The following is a 5452-nucleotide window of genomic DNA, read 5'->3' on the forward strand; positions in this document are numbered from 1 at the left end:
AAAAAAAAAGCCTCCGGATAAAGGAGGCTGTTATCTGATATAGGTTGTTTAGTCTCAAATGGCTATTTCGTAAGCTGAGCGCTAAGGGCAGCCTTGAACTTATCGAAAGATATGACTCTTTTAATGTCATCTGTAAGGTTCGAAATGAAATACGATTCATCAATGCTACGCGACTCAAGATCTTTCTTGATTCTAAAATAAAACTTCTTATCTGGGTTGCTGGGAGGAGTTTTGAACTGTTTGTTATGTTCTGCAACAAAGTCATCAAGAGACTTTATAGGGAAGTACTTATCGTTGAACACCTTCCTAAAATCGGAATATTTGTTTTCAACAGCAACAGCATAGATAAACTTTTCTATACTTGGTATTGGAAGAAATATTTTTGGGAGGTTTTTAAAATCCTTAACCAAAGCCACCTCTGATATAACATCACCATCTAAGATGCTTATTATTTTTTTATTCACTCCCATGACGTTATTTTTTAACAAGTTTAGGTGTAGTGATAATACGTTATTCCATCCACCAACTGGTGATATATGTATAAGTCTGCTGTTTTTAAGGTTTGCGTCTAAAAGAACTGAGTCTATTATTTTCTCTGCTAGCTTGTCCTCAGCGAGGATAAGGTAATCAAAACCATCGTGACGATAAACCTCCCTTATTGCATAACTAGGGTAACAGGGGTTAACAACCGAAACGTTACCATCTAAATTATTTATCATGAACATGTTTTCAGGCTTTAGTGACCGAATAACTTCAGGGGAGTGTGAAGTTAGGTATACACAAACCTTTGGAAAAGAACAAACAAGTTCATTTAAATAATCAATCAATCTTGATATTGCTATAGGATGCAATGCAAGCTCAATTTCATCAATAAATACTGGTGCGATTTTCCTAACTCCATTCCCTCGATTTGAGTTCACTATTGAACAATATATGTAGTTAAGAAGCGAGACAAGAAGGCACTCGCCAGAACTCATCCTATACTGGCTAAGTAGATGTCCTTTAGGTGTTTCCATAAAGTATGGGACATTTTTCAGATTAAACATTTCTGATGTCTTTTTATTCTTTATTCTTTTCATGTTTTTATAGTGTTCTCTATCACCATGAAGAATAAAGCTTAGGTTTTCTTTTACGTAATCAAACGCATCAACAATATGCTGACCATTTATTGATTTATCTCTTGTGAGGTTGTCAACAATTCTAGAATCATCGAATCTTGAACCATAAAAAAGGCTGCCTTCGTACACGCCTGGGAAATGTATGGTTTCATTTTTACAAACCCATTTATTATTTTGGCTAACAGACCAGTTATTTTCTTTTATTTCATTGCCTGCATGTATTTGTATGTCAACAGTTGAGCTTGAGTCAAAATCCTCTGGTTGCAACATGTAGTATCTTTTAGAACTCATGATGACTGAAAATAAAAGCATTATAGTGCTTTTTCCGCAGCCATTGCCGCCAACCAAACTATATACGCCACCTTCAATTGGCAAATCTATTTCTGCATTTCTTATGTTTTTTATGTTTTTTATCTTTATCTTAGCTAATTCCATTTTTATTCCTTATTCTAAAGTAAGTTGCTCTGCTAACACCTAGCAATATCCATGGCTGACCTAAAGAAGGGCGCCCACCGCCTTTACTTTTTGCCCCTCTACTACGTTGAATTTCTGAAGAGTGAGTTTCTTCTACATATTTTTTAAAAGAAAAAATAGTAACGTTTTTTTTAGTCCACTTGGCAATGCTTTTCGCAACACTCATCACCTCACTATCATCAAGAGGTATTGGGAATTGTAGATTGTAGGCTCTGGCACGCTCGTAACAGGCTTGCAGCCACTGCTCGTACTCTGGCCACCCCTGACGAATAGCGCGGTAAGCCCACTTGCGGGTTTTATCGAACAGGGTGCAGTTACGGCCTAAGCCGTAGTCGGCAACGATTTCTTTGTCATTCGCGGCGTTCAGGTCGAGCGAGTCGGCCAGCCAGTCCAGCGTGTAGAGTTCCGGCTGCCAGACGGCAATTTTCCAGTACCCGTGGTTCGGATTTTTGCAAATTAACCCCGAATACCCCACGTCAGCGTCCAGTTTTTTACGTAGCGCGTTCTCTACGGCAGCAGCGTACTTCAGCGGCTTCATTTTTCCGTCTGGTGCGGTACGTATCGAGGTTTTCAGCGCATAGAGAAGGTGTGCGTGTCCGTTTTCGGGATTGGTGATGGTAAGCGTGGGCGCGGGGGCATTGCGATCGCTCCAGTCGATGGCTGCACCGATGCGGTCAACGTCAAAACCGAGCCAGAACATGGCATGAGGCTGGTTGAACTGGATGTATTTCGCCAGAATCGCGCGCTCTTTTCCCGCGATGCGTACACCAAAATGCAGATCGTCCGAAAAGTACGGTTTGTGTGGTAAACGCTCGTTGAACAGGTCGATGGCTGGGTTAGTCACTCACGCCTGAGCTTATGGCGGGCTGTTGTCTTGCACTGTGCATGTGCTAATATCCTTCTTAGGTTTTATGCCTAGCCCTGATCGATCATGTCTCTTCCGCCAAGTTGAAATCATGATTATCGGGGCTTTGTTTTTTCTGCCGTTAAAGTTACACGCGAACGGCGGCTTCTGTCGAATCCTTCCGTCATAAAGCCTTAATGTGAGGCAAGTTCCTGAAAGAAGTTAGGGTTGGCCTGTATGGTCGCCAGAACCTTTGCCGCCAGTCCGGTCGGATTACGTCTGCCTGTTTCCCAGCTTTTGATAGTATCGAGGCTGGTGCCGAGCACCTTCGCCATTTCATCCTGCGTCACGTTAAGCTGGGCGCGAAGTGCCTTCACGTCTGCCAGTTCATAGCGTGTGACGCGGGCCGGTGCTTTAACACCATTTTTGATCTCGACGGCTTCTTCCAGAGACGCTTTCAGTTCGTCAAAAAAACTCATGCTACACCTCGTCTTTCAGTAGTTTGGTCAGCTTTTTCAGGTCGGATTTTTCGGCGTCCGTCAGGCTGTCTTTGGTGCTTTTCGGGTAGGCCATCACCAGATAGATAATTTCCTCGGTGGCCAGAAAGTAAATCACCCGCGCACTGCCGCTTTTCCCCTGTGTGCCGGTCGCCATTCTGATTTTTCGCAGCCCACCGGTTTGCCTGATGAGATCGCCCTTGTCCGGTGATTCAATCAGCGCTTTCTGGAGCTCTTTGAGCTCGTCGTCCGTGGCGATTTGCTTTATCTGACGGGTAAACATCGGCGTTTCGATAAACTCTATCGCATGGCTCACTGTATCATTCCCTTTGCTTTATAAGCGTACATTGTACACCAAAATAATATTGCGTCTACGGGGAGTATCCCGCATGAGCGGTGCTAAAGCGTCGGGCCGTGGTAGCGGGTGCGCTGCTTTTCCAGTTTCAGCTGGTGTTCGTGCTGTTTTACGAGCGCATTAACCGGCTGAGATTGCTGCTCAAGCTCTCGACCTGACCGCGCAAGCTGTTCACCTGATTGCTCAAGTGCTGACAGGCCCTGTCGCTGCGGTTCAGTGCCTGTGAGGTAGTCTCGAACATGTGCTGCAAACTGCTGTAGCTTTCCTGCCACGCCTGATGCTGTTGCTCGTAGCTGGCCTGTAAGCTCTCTAAGGCGCTCAGAAGCTGTTTTTCCATTTCGGTCATGGTTTTCTCTGTCCTGTGGGTCAAAATCGTTCAGGGGCGTTTCTGTGCGTTCTGTCGGGGTTACTTCGCGGTGTACTTCACCACCGTGTTGCCCGCCGTCGAGGTGTAGGTTTCCACGCCGTGTGCTTTCACCGGCAGCACCACCAGATAGCCGTTCTTCTGGCTGTCGTCGCTGTAGATCGTCACCCCCGCGCCGCTTTTCGCTTTCAGACTCGCCAGTTGCTGGCTGTAGCCGTCGATGTCGCTCAGGCGTGAGCTGATGATCTGCCCCTGAAACCAGATTATCCCGCTCAGGATGCCAATCAGGAGCGCGGCGCAGACCACTGTCCAGATCAGCGCGTTGGTGACCATGGCTCTGATCATGCCCGTCAGCCTGCCGTTCTGCTCGCGGATAGCGTTGCTGATGCTCTGCGAGCTTGATTGCAGTTCCGCGCTGATAGACGTTTCCAGCCTCCCGAACTCGCGCTTCACGCTCTGCTCGGTATCCTGCGCTTGCTGCTTCGATTTCTCCTCGAAGCCCTTCGCCAAATTTAAAATTTCGCTCATAAATCATTCCTTTCAGCCGGATGTTTCTGCCGCCTGACGGGTCGGCAATACTGATGCTGCTTTTGGTTTCTCGTGCCACGGTGAGACCAATGCTCTCGAGCTGAGTCACCACGTCCTGCCGGCTACGTATCGCGCCCTGTGCCATCAGGTTCATCAGGCCGGCGGTCAGCTTTTCCGCTGCCTGCTGTTTGTCTCGCGGCAGGTCGCTGGCATGCGTCAGCGGACGGCGATAGGCGGGATCATTGGGGTCGCGCAGTCCGAGCCGGTCGTTGGTTAGCGTCTGCCAGGCGTTGACCCTGGGACGGTCGGCGCGGTCAAAGTAGGGTTGCAGCCGTTTCCCGCTCTGTAATTCGATGTTCGGGATCACAAAGTTCAGCTCGAGGCGGCCTTTGTCCTGATGCTCAACCCACAGACAGGCGTACTGGTCTTTGTCGAGACCGGTCATCAGTGTCTGTTCCCATTCGTCTATCAGCCGCGCTTTTTCTGACTCTGCAATGTCGGCCTCCTGAAAGGACAGCACGCCGGAAGTGTAGGCGCGGGCAAAGTCGCAGCCGTCAATCAGTTCGCGGGTGCGTTCGGCGTCTCCTCTCAGCACGCGGGCGTCACTCCGTTGGCGATCTTTGCCCAGCAGATAATCAACGGGGCCACTGCCCGAACCGGCACCGCGTGAGTGAATTTTAACGATCACGGTGTTGCTCCAGCAGCTCACCGAGATTGCGGTCGAGGCTGTTTAGCACCGCCAGCAGGGAAACGCGCTCAGTAGGGTTCAGTCCATCGAGATGGTTAAGACGACGGGCTATCTGGTTGAGGTTATTGCCTATCCCGCTGACCTGTCGCAGCAGTTCGGGCGACACATCAGGCAGACGGCGCTTTCTGGCGGTATGTTCTCCCAGACCGAGCTGACGCAGCCATTCGGCCAGATGGGTTCGGTCACACCGGTCTATCAGACGCTGATGCTCTGAGTCGGTCAGGCGGATTTTGATCTCTCTTGTGCGCTTTTCCATTCTCACTCCGCTGAGAAATATGCGCACCCAAAGTGCGAAAGTTTCGCAGTGGATGCCCGGGGTTTCGGGGGGCGGCGAGCCCCCTGAACCAGTCACAGACGGCACCTCGTAGAGGGGACGCTGTGTGTACTGGCTTAAGGTATGGTAAGTATGTCAGATTCTGCGGATGCTGCAAAAAAAAAAGCCTCCGGATAAAGGAGGCTGTTATCTGATATAGGTTGTTTAGTCTCAAATGGCTATTTCGTAAGCTGAGCGCTAAGGGCAGCCT

General features: G+C 48.7%; 7 protein-coding genes and 1 pseudogene. All 8 read right to left on the reverse strand.

Translation table 11 applies throughout. The features are described 5' to 3' along the window. Nucleotides 1–62 precede the first annotated feature (62 nt). Complete coding sequence (locus tag AD970_RS18270) at nucleotides 63–1553, reverse strand: ATP-dependent nuclease (RefSeq protein ID WP_049602419.1); 1491 nt, start codon at nucleotides 1551–1553, stop codon at nucleotides 63–65. Beyond that, nucleotides 1540–2436, reverse strand: a complete 897-nt coding sequence (locus AD970_RS18275; RefSeq protein ID WP_049602420.1) for a replication initiation protein — start codon at nucleotides 2434–2436, stop codon at nucleotides 1540–1542. The genes AD970_RS18270 and AD970_RS18275 overlap by 14 nt, the downstream gene beginning before the upstream one ends. A 194-nt stretch (nucleotides 2437–2630) precedes the next feature. Then, complete coding sequence (gene nadS, locus AD970_RS18280; RefSeq protein WP_049602422.1) at nucleotides 2631–2915, reverse strand: NadS family protein; 285 nt, start codon at nucleotides 2913–2915, stop codon at nucleotides 2631–2633. A 1-nt stretch (nucleotide 2916) separates the two neighbouring features. Then, complete coding sequence (locus tag AD970_RS18285; protein WP_049602424.1) at nucleotides 2917–3249, reverse strand: type II toxin-antitoxin system RelE/ParE family toxin; 333 nt, start codon at nucleotides 3247–3249, stop codon at nucleotides 2917–2919. A gap of 148 nt (nucleotides 3250–3397) precedes the next feature. Next, nucleotides 3398–3634 (reverse strand): MbeD family mobilization/exclusion protein, encoded by a 237-nt coding sequence (locus AD970_RS19770; protein ID WP_015060316.1) that lies wholly within the window; start codon nucleotides 3632–3634, stop codon nucleotides 3398–3400. Between the two features lie 60 nt (nucleotides 3635–3694). Further along, the gene (locus AD970_RS19775; protein ID WP_145522338.1) at nucleotides 3695–4180 is read right to left on the reverse strand and encodes an MbeB family mobilization protein; all 486 of its coding nucleotides are present in this window, start codon (nucleotides 4178–4180) and stop codon (nucleotides 3695–3697) included. Between the two features lie 370 nt (nucleotides 4181–4550). Next, nucleotides 4551–4889 (reverse strand): annotated as a pseudogene (locus AD970_RS20635) (relaxase/mobilization nuclease domain-containing protein); the annotation flags it as partial. After that, on the reverse strand, nucleotides 4858–5184 hold the full coding sequence (locus tag AD970_RS18295; protein WP_049602426.1) for a MobC family plasmid mobilization relaxosome protein: 327 nt from the start codon (nucleotides 5182–5184) through the stop codon (nucleotides 4858–4860). The gene AD970_RS18295 and the pseudogene AD970_RS20635, both read right to left, overlap by 32 nt. Nucleotides 5185–5452 lie beyond the last annotated feature (268 nt).

Source organism: Yersinia nurmii, from assembly GCF_001112925.1.
GTDB lineage: Bacteria > Pseudomonadota > Gammaproteobacteria > Enterobacterales > Enterobacteriaceae > Yersinia > Yersinia nurmii.